Origin of the sequence: Acinetobacter sp. AG3 (assembly GCF_022343575.1) — a bacterium.
GTDB lineage: Bacteria > Pseudomonadota > Gammaproteobacteria > Pseudomonadales > Moraxellaceae > Acinetobacter > Acinetobacter guillouiae.
Genome location: NZ_JAKQZD010000001.1, coordinates 3,016,929 through 3,035,946 on the forward strand (window position 1 = coordinate 3,016,929; position 19,018 = coordinate 3,035,946).

The 19,018-nt window shown below is 37.5% G+C and carries 18 protein-coding genes; 7 read left to right on the forward strand and 11 right to left on the reverse strand.

The features are described 5' to 3' along the window. Positions 1-22 precede the first annotated feature (22 nt). Positions 23-871: a hypothetical protein gene (locus tag L3V46_RS14000; RefSeq protein WP_034613234.1), complete on the forward strand. Its 849-nt coding sequence runs from the start codon at positions 23-25 to the stop codon at positions 869-871. A 72-nt stretch (positions 872-943) separates the two neighbouring features. Here L3V46_RS14000 and L3V46_RS14005 read toward each other — a convergent pair whose 3' ends face one another. Further along, entirely contained in the window at positions 944-1,579 is a 636-nt protein-coding gene (locus tag L3V46_RS14005; RefSeq protein ID WP_004820297.1) for a cation transporter, read from the reverse strand. A gap of 171 nt (positions 1,580-1,750) precedes the next feature. Here L3V46_RS14005 and L3V46_RS14010 point away from each other — a divergent pair, with 171 nt between their 5' ends. Further along, positions 1,751-2,155, forward strand: coding sequence for a Cd(II)/Pb(II)-responsive transcriptional regulator (locus tag L3V46_RS14010; RefSeq protein ID WP_004721728.1), 405 nt, complete (start codon positions 1,751-1,753; stop codon positions 2,153-2,155). A gap of 28 nt (positions 2,156-2,183) precedes the next feature. Here the strand turns inward: L3V46_RS14010 and arsB are convergent, their stop codons facing one another. Next, positions 2,184-3,260, reverse strand: a complete 1,077-nt coding sequence (arsB, locus tag L3V46_RS14015) for an ACR3 family arsenite efflux transporter (protein ID WP_239046027.1) — start codon at positions 3,258-3,260, stop codon at positions 2,184-2,186. Between the two features lie 6 nt (positions 3,261-3,266). After that, positions 3,267-3,590: a metalloregulator ArsR/SmtB family transcription factor gene (locus L3V46_RS14020; RefSeq protein WP_151801968.1), complete on the reverse strand. Its 324-nt coding sequence runs from the start codon at positions 3,588-3,590 to the stop codon at positions 3,267-3,269. A gap of 98 nt (positions 3,591-3,688) precedes the next feature. Between L3V46_RS14020 and arsC the strand changes: the two genes are divergently transcribed. The 3 genes from arsC to L3V46_RS14035 all read left to right on the forward strand — a co-directional run bounded on the left by arsC (position 3,689) and on the right by L3V46_RS14035 (position 5,943). After that, positions 3,689-4,117: an arsenate reductase (glutaredoxin) gene (arsC, locus tag L3V46_RS14025; protein WP_239046028.1), complete on the forward strand. Its 429-nt coding sequence runs from the start codon at positions 3,689-3,691 to the stop codon at positions 4,115-4,117. Positions 4,118-4,281: 164 nt separating this feature from the next. Then, on the forward strand, positions 4,282-5,682 hold the full coding sequence (yegQ, locus tag L3V46_RS14030) for a tRNA 5-hydroxyuridine modification protein YegQ (RefSeq protein ID WP_239046029.1): 1,401 nt from the start codon (positions 4,282-4,284) through the stop codon (positions 5,680-5,682). A 9-nt stretch (positions 5,683-5,691) separates the two neighbouring features. Continuing rightward, positions 5,692-5,943: a YfhL family 4Fe-4S dicluster ferredoxin gene (locus tag L3V46_RS14035; protein ID WP_004721738.1), complete on the forward strand. Its 252-nt coding sequence runs from the start codon at positions 5,692-5,694 to the stop codon at positions 5,941-5,943. Between the two features lie 267 nt (positions 5,944-6,210). On the opposite strand, the gene L3V46_RS14040 is transcribed toward L3V46_RS14035, so the two are convergent. Next, positions 6,211-7,068 carry a LysR substrate-binding domain-containing protein gene (locus L3V46_RS14040; protein ID WP_239046030.1) on the reverse strand — a complete coding sequence of 286 codons (858 nt, stop codon included), beginning with the start codon at positions 7,066-7,068 and terminating at the stop codon, positions 6,211-6,213. Between the two features lie 153 nt (positions 7,069-7,221). Here L3V46_RS14040 and L3V46_RS14045 point away from each other — a divergent pair, with 153 nt between their 5' ends. After that, positions 7,222-7,878 carry an NAD(P)H-dependent oxidoreductase gene (locus L3V46_RS14045; protein WP_004820284.1) on the forward strand — a complete coding sequence of 219 codons (657 nt, stop codon included), beginning with the start codon at positions 7,222-7,224 and terminating at the stop codon, positions 7,876-7,878. A 177-nt stretch (positions 7,879-8,055) separates the two neighbouring features. On the opposite strand, the gene ahpF is transcribed toward L3V46_RS14045, so the two are convergent. Beyond that, on the reverse strand, positions 8,056-9,621 hold the full coding sequence (gene ahpF / locus L3V46_RS14050; protein WP_004820281.1) for an alkyl hydroperoxide reductase subunit F: 1,566 nt from the start codon (positions 9,619-9,621) through the stop codon (positions 8,056-8,058). A 408-nt stretch (positions 9,622-10,029) separates the two neighbouring features. Here ahpF and L3V46_RS14055 point away from each other — a divergent pair, with 408 nt between their 5' ends. Further along, positions 10,030-10,650 carry a DsbA family protein gene (locus tag L3V46_RS14055; RefSeq protein ID WP_004721747.1) on the forward strand — a complete coding sequence of 207 codons (621 nt, stop codon included), beginning with the start codon at positions 10,030-10,032 and terminating at the stop codon, positions 10,648-10,650. Positions 10,651-10,753: 103 nt separating this feature from the next. Here L3V46_RS14055 and L3V46_RS14060 read toward each other — a convergent pair whose 3' ends face one another. The 6 genes from L3V46_RS14060 to hda form a co-directional block, all read right to left on the reverse strand. Continuing rightward, the gene (locus L3V46_RS14060; RefSeq protein WP_239046031.1) at positions 10,754-11,671 is read right to left on the reverse strand and encodes a hypothetical protein; all 918 of its coding nucleotides are present in this window, start codon (positions 11,669-11,671) and stop codon (positions 10,754-10,756) included. A gap of 45 nt (positions 11,672-11,716) precedes the next feature. After that, positions 11,717-12,841, reverse strand: a complete 1,125-nt coding sequence (locus L3V46_RS14065; RefSeq protein WP_239046032.1) for a toxic anion resistance protein — start codon at positions 12,839-12,841, stop codon at positions 11,717-11,719. 9 nt (positions 12,842-12,850) lie between these two features. After that, on the reverse strand, positions 12,851-13,633 hold the full coding sequence (locus L3V46_RS14070) for a hypothetical protein (protein WP_004820275.1): 783 nt from the start codon (positions 13,631-13,633) through the stop codon (positions 12,851-12,853). A 207-nt stretch (positions 13,634-13,840) separates the two neighbouring features. Then, positions 13,841-16,303 carry a CSLREA domain-containing protein gene (locus tag L3V46_RS14075; protein ID WP_239046033.1) on the reverse strand — a complete coding sequence of 821 codons (2,463 nt, stop codon included), beginning with the start codon at positions 16,301-16,303 and terminating at the stop codon, positions 13,841-13,843. A gap of 10 nt (positions 16,304-16,313) precedes the next feature. Further along, a complete protein-coding gene (gene rbtA / locus L3V46_RS14080; RefSeq protein ID WP_239046034.1) occupies positions 16,314-18,125 on the reverse strand; it encodes a rhombotarget A in 1,812 nt (603 codons plus the stop codon). A gap of 171 nt (positions 18,126-18,296) precedes the next feature. Further along, positions 18,297-19,004, reverse strand: a complete 708-nt coding sequence (hda, locus tag L3V46_RS14085) for a DnaA regulatory inactivator Hda (protein WP_004721759.1) — start codon at positions 19,002-19,004, stop codon at positions 18,297-18,299. Positions 19,005-19,018: the final 14 nt, after the last annotated feature.

Below are 19,018 nucleotides of genomic sequence, written 5' to 3' on the forward strand. Positions count from 1 at the left end.
AATTAAAATTTTAATGCAGCATATGAGCATATTATCTTTCACGCAATCTGAACATACTCGTTTCGAGTTGCTGCATTTCATTCAAAATTCCTTGCAACCTGAATTATGGCAGCAAAATACTCAAGCTATCGCAAATTTAAAGCGACAAACACACTGTCATGTTTTATTTAAGCACCCAATATTAGTCCAGTTGAATCAAAGCCAGCTGACGCTTGAACAACTTAAATTTATTCATATTAATTATTTTACGGCGATTGTTAAAAATTTTACAGATGCACTTAGCATGGTAATTTATCAAGCCGTTAGCCTCGAAAAAAACCATAATATTCATCCAGAAAATAGGATTGCAGCGAAAATATATGCACGCTATTTACTGTCGCTAAACTTAATTGATGAACTGGGTTTCAATACACACCAACTCGAAAAAAGTGCTGCATCCAAATCACATCTGGTTTATTTTTTAAAATTGATGCAGCAGTTGGAATTAGATCCATTGGATCAGCAACAGACTGAAATAGAAGCTTTCGCATTGGCCCAATTTATTCACCAACACATCAATTCTTATACAGAATTATTGCTTATTTTGGCTTGTACAGAGCTGCAAGTCATAAAGTTTAGTGAAGCACTCCGTAACAACATGTCGATTTACAACAGTAAATTTATTGAAGGTTATTATGCTTGTCATGGTCTGGCTGATCAAAATGACGCGACCCTTGCCAATGATGACAACCATCAAGATGACATTTGGACCCTACTGATACAATGCTATGATCAAAACGACCAACAGTATTTGGACCAAGTCCAGTCTGAGTATTTAGCACTCTGGAATAATTTCTGGAGCAAAATGGCAATGCGTATAACTGAAATTTAAACGCTTACTTCATGATGGTTTTTTGATCCCATTACTGAGATCAAAAATACTTTATTGTGGAGTCGTTGAGCGTCATTGTAAGACGTGTTGAGTTGGCATATTTTGTTTACGTTCTTGTAGTGCTCTCTTCATCACCTGATAACCGCCGGTTAAGCCTAAAGTCGCCATAATCACAGCCACAATAATATCTGGCAACATGCTTCCTGTACCAAAAACCCCAATAGCTGCAAAGATTACGGCGACATTTCCAATCGCATCATTACGACTACACAGCCAAACAGACTGCATATTGGAGTCGCCATCTCTAAAAGCATAAAGCACAAGGGCTGAAATCACATTGGCGATTAAAGCCAGTATACCAATCGCTCCCATGGTAATCGCTTCTGGCGGAATCCCTTTCGTATAGGCATAGATCGTTTTGCCGATCACGACAAAACCAAAAATTGCCATGATTGCCCCTTTAAACAAGGCAACAGTCGCTCGCCAATACAGCGTTGCGCCTAATACCGCTAAAGAAACGGCATAATTGATGGAATCACCAAAGAAATCCAGAGAATCGGCCCAAAGTGCAGAAGAATGTGCATACGCCCCACCAATCAATTCAACAAAGAACATGGCAAGGTTAATAAACAGTGCAATCCACAAAGCCGTTCTAAACTTGCTATTCGGTTTCTGTGGTGCAGGTTCATGACTACATGTACACGCCATGACACTTCTCCTTGATTCAATATAAATGGGCTTATCTGCTTATTTTTTTCAGTCAAGTTGGTGCTTTAAAGAAAATCAGCACATGCTTCAACAATGATGAAAAATTCAGCTATACTGCTATTTAAAACTATGGAGTTAGTCCAAGGTCAAGTTGATTCAGGAAAATAAAGCATGCAGCAATACTTAATTAGTGATCTCGCTAAAAAAACTCAGCTGTCGACGGATACTGTGCGGTTTTATGAGAAAAAAAATCTGATCAGATCCAGTTATCGTGCAGATAATAATTATAAATATTATGATGATGAAACATTAAAGCGGCTTATTTTTATTAAACGTTGCCGCGCATTAGATATGACCTTACATGAAATTACTCAACTTTTAGAGCATCTACAACATCCTGAACAAGGCTGTAAAATCATTGACCAATTGATTGAAGAACATATTCGACATGTAGAAACTCGAATATATGAATTACAACATTTTAAATCGCAACTGCATGAATTACGTCAATCCTGCTCCTCGAACACCACCATTGATCATTGTCAGATTGTCAAAAAACTTGAAGCATCGGAATAATTTATATTGTGTTAAATGAGTCTCTCGGCTATTCCCTCTGCTGATTGAGTCGATGTGCTGATTTAAAAACAGATTTGCGCAGCCATAGCGAAACACTAACCAACGCAATCAATACTGGAACTTCTACCAAAGGACCAATAATTGTGGTAAATGCGACAGGTGAAGCCAATCCAAATGTTGCAATCGCAACAGCAAGTGCCAATTCAAAGTTATTTCCCGCTGCGGTAAAAGAAATCGCTGTAGTTTTAGGATAATCATTGCCCATCCACTTGCTCATAAAAAAGCTCAGGAAAAACATCACCACAAAATACAGAGTTAATGGGATGGCAATTCGCAATACATCGAATGGTAGGCTAACTACATCCGCCCCTTTTAAACTAAACATCGCCACAATGGTAAATAACAATGCCAATAAACTCAGTGGACTGACTTTAGCGATAAACGTTTGTTGATACCAGTCTAATCCTTTGCGTTTAACCAGAATGATCCGACTTAGAAAGCCCAATAAAAATGGGATACCTAAATAGATGAAAACCGCATGTGTAATCGTCCAAAAGCTGACATCAATAACTTTTCCTGCTACACCAAAATACGGTGGTAGAACTGTTAAAAACAACCAAGCATAAGTACTAAAAAAGACAATTTGGAAAATACTATTAAAAGCGACTAAAGCTGCGACATATTGATTGTCACCACCTGCTAAGTTATTCCATACCAAGACCATCGCGATACAACGGGCTAAACCAATAAGAATTAAACCCGTCATATATTCAGGATAAGCATGTAAAAACACGATCGCTAAAGCAAACATCAGGCACGGCGCGATTAACCAGTTTTGTAGCAAAGACAAAGTCAAAGTTCGTTTGTCTTTGAAGACTACAGCTAAGGTCGCATAATCCACTTTGGCAAGTGGCGGATACATCATCAAAATTAAACCTATCGCAATGGGTATATTGACTGAATCTAGGCTTAAACGATTTAAAGCCACAGAAGCCTGCGGGAAATATACGCTGATGCAGATCCCCAATCCCATCGCAATAAAGATCCACAAAGTTAAATTGCGATCTAAGAAAGAAAGCCGCGAAGTTGGCTGATTTGAATTCATGACAGCTTACTCACAACAGCTGTTGATTTGGATCAAGTCTGAACCACCCATAACTGAATTCGCAGTTTGCGCTGCAATTATGTTTAATACTGCATTGGCCCATTCTGGTAATTCAGGATTTAAACGGTAATACACCCATTGGCCTTTGCGTTGATCAAGTAAAATGGACAAATTTCTCAACAAAGCCAAGTGTCTAGAAATCTTTGGCTGGCTTAAATTTAAGGCTTCAGTGATTTCACAAACACAAACGTTCCCCTGTGCCAACACAATTTTTAAAATATCCAAACGAGTTGGGTCAGATAAGCACTTAAAGAAATCGGGTTGATCCATCGCAATTACTCAATTTTATGGTTTAGCATATTCACTATTGCGAATATACGCATATCCATATATAAATGCAATATTGCTTTTTAACAGAGAGTCGATCGATGTCATCTCAAATTAAGATTTATCATAATCCTGCCTGTGGGACTTCACGCAATACCCTTGCACTCATTCGAAATACTGGTATTGAACCAGAAGTGATCGAATATTTACAGTATCCGCCAAGCAAGGCACAACTCATCGAGTTGATTCAGCAATCTGCTTTGTCGGTACGAGATGCAATACGTAAAAATGTTGATGTTTATAAAACCTTAAAACTAGATCAAACAGAATGGACTGACGATCAGCTGCTTAATTTCATGTTGCAATACCCGATTTTAATCAACCGCCCCTTTGTGGTGACTGAATTGGGTGTTCGTTTATGTCGACCCTCTGAATTGGTTTTAGATCTCTTATCTGCGCCACAACGTGCTGCTTTTAGTAAAGAAGATGGTGAAATTATTATCGATCAGCAATTAAAAAGGCTTAAATAATTTTTTAGGGTTTTCAAAAAACCCGATTAATTAAACATAAGATATTGAATATTAAGTTTTTTAATAAAAATTCATCCAATTAATCCTGAGTGTTTTACTAGGTTGAATCTTATTTTCAAACCCTTACAATAAAACCATATTTTTAGTATGCCTTTTAAATTTATATGAGCATCTCACACATTACTGAACTCCTATCACCAGCTGGATCATTGAAGAATATGCGTTATGCATTTGCTTACGGTGCCGATGCGGTATATGCAGGTCAACCTCGCTATAGCTTGCGAGTTCGTAATAATGAGTTTGATCATGATCATTTAAAGATAGGGATTGCTGAAGCGCATGCCTTAGGCAAAAAATTTTATGTAGTGGTGAATATTCAACCGCATAATGCTAAATTAAAAAATTTTATTCGTGATCTTGAACCTGTGGTCGCCATGCAACCTGATGCACTGATCATGTCAGATCCTGGCTTGATCATGTTGGTTCGAGAAAACTTCCCACAAATATCCATTCATCTGTCTGTACAGGCAAATGCGGTCAATTGGGCAACCGTAAAATTTTGGAAAAATATGGGACTCACCCGTGTCATTTTGTCACGTGAGTTATCTATCGAGGAAATTGAAGAAATTAAACAGAATGTACCCGATATGGAAATCGAAGTTTTCGTCCACGGTGCACTCTGTATGGCTTATTCCGGTCGTTGCTTACTTTCAGGATATATGAATAAACGTGATGCTAATCAAGGCGCTTGCACCAATGCATGTCGCTGGGAATACAATATTCACGAAGCAACAGAAGATGCATCTGGGGATGTCATTCCAGTCCAACAACTGGAGACAGCATCAGACTGTTGCAACAATAAAGATGCCGACGAGCAACACGCCATACAACAACATCAATTTGGCGAACCGGTTTTATTACAACGTCATAGAGAAGACATGTTTGCTGCTGAAGAAGACCAACATGGCACTTACTTTATGAACTCTAAAGACTTACGTGCAGTTCAACACGTAGACCGTTTAACCAAGATGGGCATCCATTCCTTAAAAATCGAAGGACGCACCAAATCTTACTTTTATTGCGCCAGAACAGCACAAATTTATCGCAAAGCGATTGATGATGCGCTACAAGGAAAACCGTTTGATCGGGCGTTAATGTCACAACTCGAAGGTTTAGCCAATCGAGGTTATACCGAAGGTTTCTTACGTCGTCATGTCCATGCCGAATATCAAAACTATGCAACGGGATCTTCTCAGTTTGACCATCAGCAATTTGTTGGTGAAGTGCTTGAACGCAACGATGATTACATCAAGATTGAGGTAAAGAATCGTTTTGTTGTGGGTGACTCTATGGAACTCATGACCACATCTGGCAACATCACATTTATTCTTCAAGAAATTTTAGATAAAAACAGACAACCGATCATAGATGCAAGAGGCTCAGGATATATTGTAGAAATTCCAATTCCTGCTGATATTGATATGCAATATGCCTTATTAATTAGAAACTTACCAAATTCGACTGCTGATATTTCAGCATCATCATTGGCTTACCAAGCAGTTTAGGATATCGAAATGGCTTTAATGATTACAGACCAGTGCATCAATTGTGATATGTGTGTACCAGAATGCCCCAATCAGGCAATTTTTGAGGGAGAAAAGTTCTATGAAATTGATACACAGCGTTGTACTGAATGTGTCGGATTTTATGAGCATCAAACCTGTGTGGATGTCTGTCCAATTGAATGTATTGTTCAAAATCCACAACATATAGAAAGCAAAGCGCAATTATTAAATCGCTTTCATTATCTAAGTTTGTTTGGTTAAGACAAAATGCGACACCAATTCTAATCTTGGAACGTATTTTGCTTAGTTAATGCATAGGTTCAGATAATAATAACAATAAAGAAAATGGAGCTGAGCTGTATGGCAACACAGCTCATGAAAAGGGGAAAACAACAACATTAGGGAAAAGCCAAGGTGTATTTGGGGAACACTTTGGCTTTTTTCTTATTTAAAAAATCACCTTTGATTTTAATTTCAAGATAGGCAATATAAGCAAAAAGCTAAGCGACGAAAAAAATTCATAGATCTTTATTCATGGGCAAAATTTTGCGAAAACTTCTCCTTACACCACTGTTTGACTTCATTTACAATAAAATCAGCATCTGGCAAAGTTAAAAAATAGTAATTCCATGCCGTTTCAACACATGGCGATACAATTTTCAGTCGCCCATGTTGTAAATCATTGGCAATCGAAATGCGGCTTAATAATGCAATACCCTGTCCAGACAATACAGCCTGAATTGCATGACTTTCTTGCGTATAAAATACCTGCGCTTGCCCTGCTTGAATATGTAAGCCTTGTTTTTCAAACCATTTCTGCCAATTGACTCGATTTGGACAGTATTCGTCTCCCCAGGTAAAGTGGATCAATGGCACAGTCGTCCAGTTCATAGTTGCAATATTCAAAGAGGGATGCCCGACAGCTACATATTCATCAACTGCAAATAATTCTGCATCAACATCTTGATAGCCCCCTGAACCATACCGAATCGCCAAATCATAGAGACCAGACGTCATATTGATGAGGTCATAACTCGCATGTACCCGAAACATAATATTGGGAAAGCGACTTTGTAACTCTGGCAAATAGGGAATAATCCACTCACTTGCAAAGGATGGTGTTGTCGTAATGGTAAATAATCTTTGTTTATTTTGCTCAAGTTGAAACAAAGCAGTTTGAATCTGTCCAAAACCTGACTGTACATGCTTAAGCAAATACTCTCCTTCTGGCGTTAGGCTAATCGAGCGTGTACGTCGTTCGAATAACTGTATATTCAATTGCTGTTCCAGCTTCTTGATACGATGGCTTAAGGCGGTAGCTGTTAAAAACAATTGGTCTGCTGCTTTTTTAAAGCTGAGTTGTTCAGCGACATGCTGAAAGGCCAACAATTGCTCCAAGGAATTATGCAAAACCACCGAAGATCACCGTGTAAAATATAAATGAATTATATTCAGTTATAACATGTATTTTTATCGTTTGTTGTTTTTTTCATATTCTATAAAAATCAATTTGAACAAACAACAAATTGAGTAATGATCATGGCAAATATACTAAAAATAGATACTAGTTTAAGAACAGGTATTTCAGGTACACACCCACATGGTTCTTTAAGCCGACGCTTAACCGAATTATTTATTGATCAATGGAATGAAATTGATTCATCTGTGCAAGTTAAACATCGTGATTTAGGTCGAAATCCACCCCCTTATATTGATGAAGAGTGGATCATTTCTGAATTTGGCTATGCAGAATCTGAAGAAAAGGCACAACAACGCCTACAACTGAGCAATGAGTTTATCGAAGAATTACATTGGGCAGATATTATTGTGCTTGGCGTACCGATGTATAACTTTGGCACACCTGCTCATCTAAAAGCCTATATTGATCACATCGTGAGAATGAATAAAACCTACTCATTTGATCTTAGCAAAGAGCAACCGTACTCAGGGCTTTTGGATCATCAAAAAACTATGATTATCCTTTCTGCCCGTGGTGGGCATGACTTTGATTCAGCTGATGCGCCATTTCCCAATCATGCTGAACCCGCAATAAAAACAGCATTCAATTTTATAGGTATCGAAAAATTTCATGAAATCGCAATTGAGTATCAGGAATTTGGTGGCGAGTTGTTAGCACAATCGATCCAAGCTGCAGAACAAAAAACCATTGCACTTGTTCAAGATTTGCAACATTAACAAAGCTTATTTTCGCAAGCTCTCTTCAATAGTATTCAATCTCCAACACAAAAAAAGGAATTGAGCTGTTAGCAACTCAATTCCTATCAAGGGTAAAACATGAGATAAATGTTAAGACAAGCCAAAGTTATCATTACGGCACTTTGGCTTGCTTTTCAACGTGTAATCATTAAAAGATTATTGACCTGAACGAATGATGTAATCGAATGCAGATAAAGAGGCTTTTGCACCCTCACCAGCGGCAATGATGATTTGTTTATAAGGCACTGTTGTACAGTCACCCGCAGCAAATACACCTTTTACATTGGTTTCATTACGATCATTCACCACAATTTCATTACGGTTTGAAAGTTCTACAGCAGTTGCTTTTAAGAAATCTGTGTTTGGTAATAAACCAATTTGTACAAAGATTCCCGCAAGTTCAATAGTATGCAATTCATCAGTTGCACGGTCTTTATATTTCAACCCTGTCACAATCGAACCATCACCAATCACTTCTGTAGACAACGCATTCAATATCACCGTGGTATTTGGCAAACTATTCAATTTATCTTGAAGCACTTGGTCAGCACGAAGTTGAGTATCAAACTCGATCAATGTGACATGTTCAACAATACCTGCAAGATCAATTGCTGCTTCTACACCAGAGTTACCCCCACCAATCACGGCAACCTTCTTGCCTTTAAATAATGGACCATCACAGTGTGGGCAATACGCAACACCACGTGTTTTGTACTCTTTCTCACCTGGTACATTCATCTCTCTCCAACGTGCACCTGTAGATAAGATGACCGTTTTTGATTCAAGTTTTGCACCATTTTCCAGTTCAACTTCAACTAAACCATTAGTTGTTTGATCCGCACCAACAATGTTTTTCACTTTTTGTAAGTTCATAATGTCCACACCGTACTCACGTACATGCGCTTCCATATCTGAACCAAACTTAGGACCTTGTGTTTTTTGTACTGAGATAAAGTTTTCAATATCCATGGTGTCCATGACCTGACCACCAAAGCGCTCAGAAACAATACCTGTGCGAATCCCTTTACGTGCAGCATATACCGCAGATGTTGCACCAGCTGGTCCACCACCAATCACCAATACATCAAACGCGTCTTTAGCATTCAGCTTTTCAGCATCTTTAGCCGCAGCACCACTGTCCAATTTCGCAACGATTTCTTCCAAAGTCATACGACCTTGACCAATATGTTCGCCATTTTGGAAAACCATAGGTACAGCCAAGATTTTGCGTTCTTCAACTTCATCTTGGAAGAATGCACCATCGATCATGGTCGCTGTAGTGCCAGGATTATTAATTGCAATCAAGTTAAGTGCTTGAACAACATCTGGGCAGTTGTGACAGCTTAAAGAAACAAATACATCAAAATTTGCAGTCAGGTTTAAACCTTTAACTTGAGCCAAGATTTCATCAGAAACTTTTGGCGCATAACCTGATACTTGTAATAAAGCTAAAATTAACGAGGTAAACTCATGACCCATCGGTAAACCAGCAAAGAATACACGAGGTTGTTCACCTACTTTTGCAATACCAAAGCTCGGTTTACGATCATTCTGACCATCGAAACGTGCAGTCACTTGATCTGACAGCGCAGCAATTTCAGTCACCAACTCTTTAATTTTGTCTGACTTATCAGAACCATTTAAAGAAGCAACAATTTCAATTGGGCTCTCAAGACGCTCTAACAATGTTTTTAATTGAGCAGAAGTATTTGTATCTAACATGCTAACAATCTCCAAGGGAGTAAATTTCTTTCGTTGAATGTATATTACGTCTATTTAAAAAATAGATAAAACAGTTTGTTTTTATTAAATCAATCGGTTTTTTAGTTTAACAAAAATCAGCCACGTTCTCATCAGCATATCCCCCTATTCTCAAATTTAAATTCTTTAATGCTGGTATATATATGGGCATTGGCTAGAAAATCAATAGACATCCCCCGACTTCCTCGAAACTTAAAATTAGATTAATTTTCAACAAAAATAATATTTCTTCGACCATCTCTCTACAAAAAATCATGCGCAGCCAAGCCACAAAGTTTTAAGCTAAATTTATGTTGTGGTTTCTCCAATTAAGTACAACAAGGTGTACTTATTCACAATTCCTGTATAAATAAGTGAAGAGGTAAAACAATGAAAATAGAGTTCGTATTCGATATCGTCTATCCAATGAGTTATGTGGCGTTTGAAAAACTCAAACAACATTGGAATCAACCCATGGCGAAAAAAATCGAATTATTACCTGTGCAAGTTTTACCAGAAATTCCAGAACAAGGCTTAGATGTTTATCAATACCTGACTGAAAGATATGGAACCAAAGAAGCCAATCGTAAACTTGATATGGCAAAATTTGCTGCTTATAGTCAAGATTTAACCGTAGATATTGAGCATATGAAGCGTATGCCCAATAGCCGTTTAGCCCATCAAGCGATATTGGCTTTAGACAATATCTTTGACCAATTCGCGTTAACGCAGGCTTTATTCCACGCCATATTCGCCCATGGTAAAGACATTGCCAACCCTGAAGTACTGAAACAAATCATCGAAGGTATGGGCTTGGATGGCACGAAAGTTCTACGTTCTATTCAACATAAGGAAATCGCAGATAAACAAACTGAGATTACCCACTATGTACAAGGTTTCGGTAAACATCCAACGCCTTACTATATTGTAGACGGTGAAATTTGGGATAAAACCTTTGATACCTTAGAACTGAAAGACCTGATTACCAACCGAGCGAAAGATGTCGCTTAGGACAACGAGATTTAATTTTTACAGCAATAAAAAAGCACTTTTGCTCATCACAAAAGTGCTTTTTTATCAGAATTTTTACAAAGTATAAGCTTTGTGCGTTGCACTAACCGATACGATGACCAATTCGATGTAAACGTTTCGCAATTCGACTTGCTACCCAATAAATCATCAAGCTAAAAAATAAACTGAGTGCTGAAATTCCCCATAAAACCTTTTCAACAATGTTCGACCAAAAGCTTGCACGACTCACTTGCGCTTCAACACCTTGCGCAATCGGGGAAAGCGCTCGATTAAATACCTGATGTTGAATTGTCCATAATTGCTCAGGTTTAAAGCCGTATTCTAAAAAGCGCGAATCAGATTGCTCCGCTTTAATCAATTTTTCTGTGTAAACCGTAGCCACGACCTTATCAACTGGTTTATGCATCAATGCGGTTTGTGCCAATAAATAGCTTTGTACTGTTTCAGGCGCATCCGATCTTTGCAGATATTGATAAATAGCGCTTTGCTGAATGTTTTGATCATATTTTATAAATGATTTTAACTCTTTGTCTTCATCATCTTTCAGATCATATTGCACATAAGTCAAACCAGACCAGAGCACAATCAAGGATAAAAGCCATGCAACAAATTTAAGGATAAAAGATTGAAAGCGGACTTTTAAAAAGCGAATTTTTTTTAATACACCCACAATAATAAATGCGCCAATAAAAGACACAATTAATTTTAAGATCAACCAGCCCAACCATGACAATGCATTCATCAGGTAGTCTGGTTGATGAATATATTCTCTTAACTGCTGATCTAGAATATATGGCAAGTGCAATTGATGAACCTGTTGTGCTACACCAAACAAGTTAAAAACCAATTCCTGTTGAAAAAAAACAGAAACTAAACTTGCGATACCCACAGAGGATAAAACCACAGCCGAAACCATCAAATTCCGTTTTCGATGCTGAAGTATTTTTAATCCATGCTCGATCTGTTGAATATCTACAGGATATTGAGTTTTTTCAGTCAACCTTTACACCTTTAGATGAGATTGTGCCAAGATTTAAGCTTTGGCTTAGGATTGATGTGTACTGGTATCTAATACCAACTGTTGCAAATTCGATTGAAGCGCTTTAATCCGAGTCGAAGCCTCTTCACGTTTTTGCATGCCCTCTTTCTGAATTTGAATGACATCATTTACAGTTTTAATCAGGGTATTTTGAACATGTTCAAGCGTTTCAATATCAATCACTGAACGTTGATTGGCTTTGGCAGTATCCACAGAATTTTGATGAAGTAAATCTGCATTGCGTTTTAATAGCTCATTGGTTGCATCATCAATCGTGTTGGCAAGTTGTACACTATTACGTTGCTCATTTAGAGAAATCGCCAAGCTGATCTGGTTTTTCCATGCAGGTAACGTAATATTTTTAATCGCATAAAATTTATCGACCAACATCATATTATTGGATTGAATAATACGAATCATCGGTAAGGTTTGCATTGCAGATTGTTGCAAGACTTGTAAATCACTAACCCGCTTTTCTAGATTGTTGGCTAAATGGTTAAGGTCATAAACACGCTGATTGGTTTTAGGATCTTGCTCTTGCTGAGATAAAGTGGCAATTTCTTGCTGTACTTCAACTTGCTTGATTCGACCTGCGGCAATATAAATACCCAACTGTCGATATTCCTCTTGCACTCCATTAAACATACGATCTAATGTATCCACCCGTGCTTTTAAACCTGTTTGCGATGTTTCAATTTCCTTGACCAATGAATCTATTTGCTCTTTGGTGGTATTAAAATGTTGATCGAAACTTTTCTTAGCACCTTTAAACTTACTGAGTATGCTTCCAATAAATCCTGAGTTTTTTGATTGATTCAAAATGCTGGATGTATTCAATTGCTGAGCAACTTGCACAACTTCATTTAATTTTTGCCCAGTCACATCTAAGTCTTTATTTTTGACTAAGTTGAGTAATTCATCTGTATATGAGGATGTTTTGGTCGCAATATTTTTACCATATTCAGCTACGGATGCATGATTAATATTGGCTAGGTCTTTATGCGCATTAACAACCTCATTAAAATCTTCGGTGTTTAAACCTATTTCTTTCAAATTCAATTGTTCAAACTTTTGTAATTCCAACGGCGTATTAGATTGTTCAGTTAATGCTTGATGATTCGAATCACTCATACTTCTATCCTATTTATTTTCTAATGATTTCTTTAATGATTGAATTAATTTATCACGACTTTTATCCAATTCTTCAGTCGTTGTAAAAGAATTCTGCGCACTACTCTGTTTGACATGATATTGCCATGCAGGAATCAGGACATGCTGAGCTTCATTAAAGCGATCAAGTAAGCTCAATGAAAGCTGTTGTGTTAACTGCATTTGTGCTAACGCAATATCATTACTGGCTTGTAGTGTTTGTAGCGTATTGACTTTCTTAGACAGCCGATCTGCAAAATTATCCAAGGGATGACGATGTTGTACAAAAGCAGGATATTCATGTAAAAATTCCTGCGCTGCACGAATATATTTCGCCATTTGCTCTCTTAAGCCATTGGCTTGTTGGAATCTTGCTTCCGACTTTTGAATTTCGATTTGTAATCTTTGACTCAAATGTTTGGCTTCATCAATTAAACTTTCCAAATCATTTAAATATTTGACTTGTCCAACACTAAACTCCAAATCCAAACCCAACCATTTTTGTATCGCATTGAATTTACGTTGATTTAGCTTTTTCTTGGATGCAGATAATTGCTGAATAATTTGTGCAATAATTTGACTCAGCTTTTGCGTCAAACTCGGATCAATGGCTTTTAACAGTACCGATTGTGCTTGAATCAACTGATCAGCATACAAATTCAGTCGTGTTTGATTGTCGAGTAGTGGAACCAAATCATTTCTTTTAATCGAAAGTAATTCATCAGAACTACATGAGATCTGTTCAAGCGGTGTAAGTACAGTAAATTGCTTCATATCAGTTCAAAATGAATAACTTTTCAATGATTTAAGGGAAATCAATCAACAAACCCTTTCTATTTAAAACTTATAATACAAATTAGGAAGAAAGCCCATACAAATAGCAAAAAACATACAGATAGCAAAAAGCCAGTTTTTATAAACTGGCTTTTTGCTATAACACAATGTGTTAAAACGATTATTTTAGGTATATTGAGTTTCCTGTTATTGCTTTGACTGTCTATTCGCTTGATAACGACGATAACCTGTCAGCCCTAACAGCCCAAGAAGACTCAACCAACCCAATGAACCACCGCCACTGACCCGTGGGCTTCCTGGCGCAGTACCTGAGTTTTTCAAAGTAACAGTAGCCACTTCAACACTACTATTTTCAGGAGTAGAAATTTTTCCATCCGCATCATACACATAATAGGTAAATTTATAACTAAATGGATCAAGTGTATTTCTAAGTTGGATATGGATTTTGCCACCATAGCAGGTATATTTATTATCGCTACCAGGACAAGGCCCACTACGATCCGCGGTAATGACCACAGGATCGATATTTGTTCCAATTCGAATTGGCAATTCAACCCCATCTGTATTGACATAAAATTTTGGTTTATTCGGCTTCTCTGTTAACGCAGCAGCATTACCATCACCATCATCATTTGCATATTGCAGTAGATCTACATCAATCGCTTTGGTTGAGCCTTGTTCAATATTAAATGTTGCATCTTTAGCAATAGGTGCAATATTGGTAAAGCTTCCAATGATATAGGCTGAAGAGCTAATGCTTTGATCTGTCTTTAACTCTAGTTTATAGCTACAGAATTCATTGTCACCTGATGGTGTAACATTGTCATCTATACGCCATAACATAATTCTCTTTAAGTCTTTATTCCATACACAATCGAATTTTGGCTCTTTTTTACCTACAAATTGTTTCTTATCATTTAATACTCCGACACCAAGTGGTTCTACAATCACATTATAATTGTCCGCACTTAAATGTTTTACCACTCGCACATCATTACCATTAGCGTCTTTGGTTATAATTTCCGCAGGCAAATTGGCTACAAAAGGATCGACAAAGATCGTGCGATATTTCTGGTCTGATTTGGTGTATTTGATTAAATTACTATACAACTCTGATTGGATTTTATAAAAAGGAATATATTCTTGTTTGGTCGCTGGATCTGCAATCAACTTATTATAATTATCCAATATGTTTTGATAAGAATTAAGTGCCACAACAACCGAAGTATTACTTGCACTCAGGTTATTGGCAGTGAGACGTAAAACCTCTGTCGAGCCAATATCACATGAGTTTGCCACGTCATTGGGACCATTTGAGTTCTCCGCAATCACGCGTGTAACACCACGCTGATCAACGCCACTACAGCCCGTATAACCAATATCAACCAAGTCTTTGTCTGTGCCTAAATTTTTAGGAAAATACATCGGCATAAAGCCTGTAGATTCACTTGGTGGTTCTAACTCATTTAAAATAGTTGTGAATGCAATATTACTCACATCAAATGTATGATCTTTATCCTCTTTCCTTACTTCCTCTGCAACCTCACATTGATCATCACCAGCAGCCAATTTTAAAGCATTGTATACAAGCACTACACGCGAACCTTCAACTTTACTGACATCACCATTTGCATAACGGCAAGATTTTCCAGTATTGTAAGCCAAAATATTATTACTTAATGCTTTTATACCATTATAACCATACAATAATGTTGCCCAAGCATTATTATTGACGATGGTATTACTGATCAGTGATAAAGAAGAATTATCACTAAAATTAACTTTTCCTTGTGGTGTCAATTGGCTAAATTGAATGATACGACCTTGACTTGCACTTGCGATATTGTCAGTAATCGTATTTGCAGAAAAGGTCACTGCAGGTTGCCCACAAAAATTAAGCATGCTTAAACTATCTGCAGCACCATTGCCAATAAATGTTACCCCACTCACGGCGATATTACGTTTGGTAAACTCTAAATTATCAGCACAGGTCATTCCAAGTACACTGCCCAGTTCCGCTTTATTGGTCTGGAATACACCATAATTTATGGTCAGAGAACTTGAAACATCATTTAAATAAATTGCCCCACCTGCTTTCGCATTGGAATCTATAATATTTACATTATTTAAGGTGAGTGCACCGCCAGCATAAATTGCTCCACCCACATTATTATTGCTGTCATTTAAACTCGAGCCATTTTTTAAAATTACATCATTCAGCGTTAGACTCGGCTTATTTTCATAAATGGTATTGAAAATACGTGAATTTCCTTGACCTGAAATTGTAGTTTTTAATGGGGTTGCAGCAGGGAAATTATTGGTCAATACATCTGGGCGACTATAATCACCTGGTTCTTTACCAATGATAGAAACATCTGAGTTGGGTCTTAATTCTTTAGTCAGCTTATATTCACCTGCTTCCAACTGAATTACATTGGGTACTGTTGAATAAACCTGTCCTGCACTACAGCCACCATAAGCTTTATGTGTGGCAGCGGCGTGTAATGCTTCTCTTAATGAACACTTGTCAGGATTTGTCCCATCCTCATCATCAAAGGTGGTTACATAAATCGTTTTATCTTCTGCCGCCATCAAAGACATGGTCGACAATACAACAAGTGTCAGAAATCCTTTTTTATAATTTTTCATGTGCAATCCTTTACTTATACTTGATCCGTCGATAGCCAGCTAAACCAATCAGTCCAATGATTGAAAGAAATCCTAAACTTCCACCAGAGGTCTTTACTTTATAGTTTTTAAAATCATCTGGCTTTCTTTGTACAATTCGTGCAGGAATCGTAATATAAGGATTATCCGATTTATTAAAACTTGTGGTCGATGTCACCACATTAATTTTAAATTCATCAGAACCTTGCCATTGACCGTTCGGTGTATACACAATATCACCTGCCTGATTTATCGTCATGGTGCCTTTAGATGGTGTATTGGTTTGAATAATCTTTAAACAACCTATTTGCCAAGGCTTACCATTATCATCCAATTCGCGATTAAAAATTTGTTTACACTTTTCAGCACTAACAAGTTCACCATCTTGTAATTGATCAGAAATTGAAAATTTAGCTGTTTCACCATATAAAATATCTTGCCCTACGGTCGAAATGTTTCCAAGATCAATCACCAGTTCAATCGCACCACGATCACATAATTCTGAATTGGAATTTCTCTGTTTACTTCGCTGATCAAGAGTCGAACAAGCTGTTATTTTATCTTGAGGTTCTGGACCGTGATTAATAATCACAGAATCTTCAGCCGAGTTATAACTTGGTAAAATTCTTGGTAAAAAATAACCTAAGGCTACACTCGGTGACTCAGCAAATGGGCATAAAATCCCATTAGTACTAAAGTCACATTTTCCTTCTGTGGTACTTCCAGCAATCAGTTGCGCATTACCCAATGCTGTCGCTTTAAAACCATTGCATCCTGAAGAATAGAGGTTATTGCTGATCTGTTCTGCTTCACCACCAGACACAATCGTACAATCTTGTGTACCATTTTTGGCAATAATACTATTTGCGACAAAACCTTTCTTTTGAGGGGCGTCTACAATAAGGCCCATACTATTGAGGATCATGGTGATATTGTTGAGCTGCATAGCATCGTAGACTTTAACCACATAGCCTTTATTGTTAAAAATCGTACTATTTTCAATCCCATAGGGCGCAGTAGAGCCAAAGGCTTTTAATGCATCTTCAGAAAATTGATTTTTTGTTTCAAAATTTGAACTTGTAGCATCAGTAACCTCATTATCTCGAATCAATGATTGTGTGATAACAAATGCAGGTAATTCGGTATAAATTACACCACCTTTTTCTGCTTTATTGCCTTTGATTAAGGTCTTGTTAATACCAACGATACTTAATGAAGTATTCGCTGCATAAATACCTGCGTTATAGATTGCACCACCTTCTTCAGCATGACCATCTAAAAGCTGGCTATTACTTATCCCCAATGCTTCTTTGTTATAGATCAGACCGCCTTGCTTAGCACATACATCTTGGCCACAGCCTTTCAGGGTAATTTCATCAAATGAAACTTTCAGCATTGCAGGTGGTGTCTCTGCTTTCTCATCTATATCTTTTTCGATCTGAAATAAACGTTCTTTTCCAACCATTTTAATAATGGCATTGTTTTTACCTACAAGCGTTTGTGTATTATTTACGTTACTTTCATAGGTCGAACCAAATGCGACATCCTTTAATATTCGGATTTGCTTATTCAGTGAATACTCTTTATTGCCTTGTAATATAATTTTTGCAGTCACCTCTTTGCCGCCACCACAACCATTATAGCCAGCTTCAGGCATTCCCTGATTGACGTATTCAACTGCTTCTCTTAATGAACACTGATTATCAGCTTTTACAATATCGTCTGTGGTAGTCACAGTAATATTTGCACTAAATGCCTGACCAGTAATACATAATAATCCTAAGCCTATGCCCCGTTTGAGCATTATAGTCTCCTTGATTTCTTTTAATTATTTCTTATTAGCCAGCATTACGCTTTGCTATCAGTCCTTTTTGCGTACTTTGTCACACACAATAAAAATTCTCAAGAATTTTCATCGGCCGATCTATTGACTTCACTTCTTGTGTTACGCGCACTCAACAATAGTAAAAATCAACTATTGTCGATATTCATCAATCAATGCATAGAGCTGTCTTAAAGTTGCATGAGATAATTTCGTCTTCTCACCCTTTAATAACTTTTCTAGCTGTTCAACAGACTGAAGTAGTGTACTCGTTTGATGTGGCCCATGTAATAGCAAATATTCCGTTATTTGTGGGTCAAAATGTACACCCCGACGTTCCAACACAGAATGCAATAAAGCATGTCGATCTGCATAGGACTGTCCACTCGGTACTTTTACACTGACTGCCTGAGTAAGGCGAGATTGTAGGTCTGGTAATTCTAGCTTTAATTCTATCGGCGCAAATCGTGATGAAAACACCAACTGTCCGCCATCTTCGTTATTGTTATTAATCAGATGAAATACTGCTTTTTGCCAATGTGGTACACCACTAATGGCCTCGATATCATCCAAGGCAACCAAATCATAGCTTTCTAATGAGGTAATTGCCTCGATGGGCGCATCAAGTAATTCTAACAACGATACTTTAATCGCAGATTTGCCAATCTCTAAATAAGAATCGCAAATCGCCGTGAGTAAATGACTTTTTCCAGTTCCAGCACCACCATAGATGTAGAAACGATTCATCAGCCCTGCATGAAGCTGACGCACAGCATCAATTACAGGTCCCCAACCTGGCCCAGAAAAATCACTAATTCTGGCATCCAGTTGTGGTTCTATATCCAACTGTAATTGACGCATATATTCAAATCATT

What these genes read in the sequence shown, in the direction of transcription:
- L3V46_RS14000 (WP_034613234.1), top strand. Translation starts at nt 23, where the DNA reads ATGAGCATATTATCTTTCACGCAATCTGAACATACTCGTTTCGAGTTG.
- L3V46_RS14005 (WP_004820297.1), bottom strand. Translation starts at nt 1,579, where the DNA reads ATGGCGTGTACATGTAGTCATGAACCTGCACCACAGAAACCGAATAGC.
- L3V46_RS14010 (WP_004721728.1), top strand. Translation starts at nt 1,751, where the DNA reads ATGCAGCAATACTTAATTAGTGATCTCGCTAAAAAAACTCAGCTGTCG.
- arsB (WP_239046027.1), bottom strand. Translation starts at nt 3,260, where the DNA reads ATGAATTCAAATCAGCCAACTTCGCGGCTTTCTTTCTTAGATCGCAAT.
- L3V46_RS14020 (WP_151801968.1), bottom strand. Translation starts at nt 3,590, where the DNA reads ATGGATCAACCCGATTTCTTTAAGTGCTTATCTGACCCAACTCGTTTG.
- arsC (WP_239046028.1), top strand. Translation starts at nt 3,689, where the DNA reads ATGTCATCTCAAATTAAGATTTATCATAATCCTGCCTGTGGGACTTCA.
- yegQ (WP_239046029.1), top strand. Translation starts at nt 4,282, where the DNA reads ATGAGCATCTCACACATTACTGAACTCCTATCACCAGCTGGATCATTG.
- L3V46_RS14035 (WP_004721738.1), top strand. Translation starts at nt 5,692, where the DNA reads ATGGCTTTAATGATTACAGACCAGTGCATCAATTGTGATATGTGTGTA.
- L3V46_RS14045 (WP_004820284.1), top strand. Translation starts at nt 7,222, where the DNA reads ATGGCAAATATACTAAAAATAGATACTAGTTTAAGAACAGGTATTTCA.
- ahpF (WP_004820281.1), bottom strand. Translation starts at nt 9,621, where the DNA reads ATGTTAGATACAAATACTTCTGCTCAATTAAAAACATTGTTAGAGCGT.
- L3V46_RS14055 (WP_004721747.1), top strand. Translation starts at nt 10,030, where the DNA reads ATGAAAATAGAGTTCGTATTCGATATCGTCTATCCAATGAGTTATGTG.
- L3V46_RS14065 (WP_239046032.1), bottom strand. Translation starts at nt 12,841, where the DNA reads ATGAGTGATTCGAATCATCAAGCATTAACTGAACAATCTAATACGCCG.
- L3V46_RS14070 (WP_004820275.1), bottom strand. Translation starts at nt 13,633, where the DNA reads ATGAAGCAATTTACTGTACTTACACCGCTTGAACAGATCTCATGTAGT.
- L3V46_RS14075 (WP_239046033.1), bottom strand. Translation starts at nt 16,303, where the DNA reads ATGAAAAATTATAAAAAAGGATTTCTGACACTTGTTGTATTGTCGACC.
- rbtA (WP_239046034.1), bottom strand. Translation starts at nt 18,125, where the DNA reads ATGCTCAAACGGGGCATAGGCTTAGGATTATTATGTATTACTGGTCAG.
- hda (WP_004721759.1), bottom strand. Translation starts at nt 19,004, where the DNA reads ATGCGTCAATTACAGTTGGATATAGAACCACAACTGGATGCCAGAATT.